Below are 3,113 nucleotides of genomic sequence, written 5' to 3'. Positions count from 1 at the left end.
CTCCTCTAAAGTCAAAATATCAGGAATCTTTCTTTTGGCCATAAAATCACTCCTTTTTAAATAAACCACCGATAATGTATAGAATAGGTGGTTATACATTATGTTTTTTATTATACACCTCACTTTTTAGCTTTTCAAGTATTTTCGGTGCTTATTCCCGATACAAACAAAATTACAGACAAAAACATTTACTAAATTAAAATTGTAAACATAAATGTAAATAAAAATACAATCACAATTAAAAACATTTACAATTACAAAAATGAAAACGAAATTAAAATCAAAAACATAATTACAATTATAATTAAAAACGTTTTTAATTATAAAAGGATTACACAAACAAGTCTAGAACTTAGAATTAGAGAGGTTTAATTCTTTCTTCTCAATAAAACAGAAGGAGTTGACTGAATATGAAGAAAGTTGCAGTCCTAAATAATAAAGGCGGAGTAGGTAAAAGTACAGTAAGTGTACAAGTTGCCCATGGTTTGGCTAAGTTAGATTTTAAAGTCTTATTAATTGATTTAGATGGGCAGAATGATTCTAGCTTATTTTTAGGCTTTTCTGATGATGATTATCATAAAACTTTTTATGACTTAATTGATAAAAGATACCCTGTATCACTAGAAGAGTGTATTATTTCTGCTCGAGAAAATTTAGACTTACTTCCTAATTCTAATATTGAAGAGATTAATGCAGAATTTCATCGCGAATCTAGAATTGATATTATCTTAGAAGAGAAATTATCTGCTTTAGAGAATAAAGGATATGATTTTGTCATAATAGATTGTGGTCCTCAACGAACTAAGATTAATGATGCTGTACTTTGTTATGTCGATAATGTGATTATGCCTGTACAGTTAGAAGCAGCCTCTGTTAGAGCTGTAGGTAATATCTATGATTACCTATCAGATTTACGTTTAGATGCTAATAAGATTGCTGTAGTTATTCCAAATATGTATGATGCTAGAACCAATGAAGCTAAAGATAATTTAGAGTTTTTAGAAAAATTCTTTGAGGATGAAGATATTTTGAGCCCTCCAGTTAATCGTAGGGTTAAAATTACTGAAGCTGGTAAAATAGGTAAGACTGTCTTTGAATATGACCAAGAAGCAGCAGATCAATTCTTTAAAGTATTAGAAAAGGTGGTGGAGAAACTTGTCTGAGATAAATAAAGGCTTTGATAAGATTAGAAAAAAGATGGAAGAACAGAAGAAAAACGCTAAGAAGATCAATGATGATAACCGTGTAAACAAAGATGAAAATAAAAGTACAAACATAAATAAAAACAACAATACAAATGAAGATACAAACAAAAACCAAGATAAAGTTCTAAAGGAGAAGCATGAGCAAAATAATGTCTTTATCTTAGAAAAGAAGAGTAAAGAAAGTGATGAATTAAAGCGACAAACCTATTATTTAAATGATCAGTTAATTGAATTAATCGATAATTATAGTCAACAAAGTGGTTATAATAAATCAGAATTAGTTAGAATGGCTTTAGAGCATTTCTTTAATAATTTAGAGATACAAGAGTGAAAATATTAAGGAAAGTAGAGGTCACATCAGCACACCCACCTTTGCCATAATAATTGAGAATTTAGGATGGAGAATTAAGAATTAAAGGCCTTTAATTCTTAAAATTACTTGATCTTGATTCTCAATATTCATACTACCATACAAATAAAATAGTAGTACTTAACCTTAAAAGAGTAGAATTAAACTTTAAGAAAGTAGTCCTTAGCCTTAAATAAGTAGCATTTCAACCTCATAAATTCTATAACCACAAGGGTTTGTCCATATCGGAAAACTATTAAAACAACTACAACAGTATTTTTTCCAAATCACTCATTATTTATAGAGTATTATCAGTAATATTTTACTATGATAATTTTCTCTTGTTGTTAAAATCTCCATATAAAAAACAGAGAGCCAATAAACTGATTCTCTGCTTTATCTGTTAATTCTTAATTCTCAACTCTTAACTTTATTCTGCTTTAATTGTTATATTAAATTTTTAATTTTTCTATTTCTTTTGTAGATAACTTTGTTATTTTAGCTACCTCATCTATTTTGATCCCATTTTTTAACATAGTGATTGCTATTTCTTTTCTTTCCTCTTCTCTACCTTTTTCTATACCCCGCTTCATGCCTTTTTTTTCAGCTTTCTTTAAAGCCATCTCTTCATCTCTTAACCATTTTAATCTAGCTTCATAAGCTTCTCGCTCATCTTTATTTAAATACATAGTATCAAGTACTTTAATTGCTTTCTCTATACTTTTAACCTCAGCTAATTGAGTAGGAATCTGATCCTTATTATACTCATGAGCCTTTTTTAAAAACTCTGTCCATCTATCTAAAGCAGTCTGGATCTCACTTAAGTCCTTACTATACTTCTCTAGCTCGATAAAATGAATTTCTAAGTGGTCGATTAACTCCTCTTTAGACTCACGATTCAATAATTGATAGACATTATGGTAATCCTCCTCTTCTAAGCAATTAAAGTTAAGAATATTAATTACTATTGTCTTTTCTAGCTTATCATAATTAACTCCTGACTTTAGCTGCCCTGTATATAATCTTGCCCAATAATATAAGGCTCTTTTATCATAATAATCCTGATCTGTAATCTGCATCTCAATATTATACCAAACTCCTTTTTCATCAACAGCCTTTACATCAAGAATCGAGAGTTTATCATTTTTAAAGTTTTGAGCATTATAAGGATTCTTTAGAGTTAAACCTGTAATTTCCTCATCTTGATCTAAGACGGAATTAATAAAAGAGATTAAGATATCCTTATTTTCTTCACTCCCAAATAATTTTTTAAAGGCAAAATCTACCCGTGGGTTTAATCTGCACATTTTAGTTAAACCTCCTCTGTGACAATGATAGTTTAATTATAGCATAAGCTTTCTAAGAAATGAAGAGAAGAGCTTAACAGTATAAAGGAAAGGAGAATATTTATCTAACATCTTAAAGTTATAATTAAAAGAAATTCTTTTGTTTTTAAAATTTATGCTTCATTGTAAAATCAAATTGAACAAAATAAAAATAGCCATAGGGCACCAAACTGTAATATAATTAAATCACCACAAAATAACCAGTTACAGGAG

3 protein-coding genes are annotated in these 3,113 nt (G+C 28.7%); 2 read left to right on the top strand and 1 reads right to left on the bottom strand.

All coding sequences use genetic code 11. The features are described 5' to 3' along the window. Positions 1 to 410: 410 nt before the first annotated feature. Together OREMA_RS0116800 and OREMA_RS0116795 are read left to right on the top strand one after the other, a co-directional pair. Positions 411 to 1,163: a ParA family protein gene (locus OREMA_RS0116800; RefSeq protein WP_018250411.1), complete on the top strand. Its 753-nt coding sequence runs from the start codon at positions 411 to 413 to the stop codon at positions 1,161 to 1,163. Next, positions 1,156 to 1,536, top strand: a complete 381-nt coding sequence (locus OREMA_RS0116795; protein WP_018250410.1) for a hypothetical protein — start codon at positions 1,156 to 1,158, stop codon at positions 1,534 to 1,536. Before OREMA_RS0116800 ends, OREMA_RS0116795 begins: the two co-directional genes overlap by 8 nt. Positions 1,537 to 2,006: 470 nt before the next feature. Here the strand turns inward: OREMA_RS0116795 and OREMA_RS0116790 are convergent, their stop codons facing one another. Next, positions 2,007 to 2,861, bottom strand: coding sequence for an Rpn family recombination-promoting nuclease/putative transposase (locus OREMA_RS0116790; RefSeq protein ID WP_018250409.1), 855 nt, complete (start codon positions 2,859 to 2,861; stop codon positions 2,007 to 2,009). Positions 2,862 to 3,113 lie beyond the last annotated feature (252 nt).

Origin of the sequence: Orenia marismortui DSM 5156 (assembly GCF_000379025.1) — a bacterium.
Lineage (GTDB): Bacteria > Bacillota > Halanaerobiia > Halobacteroidales > Halobacteroidaceae > Orenia > Orenia marismortui.
Note: the sequence above shows the minus strand (reverse complement) of the source record. Positions and strands in the feature narration are given on the sequence as shown.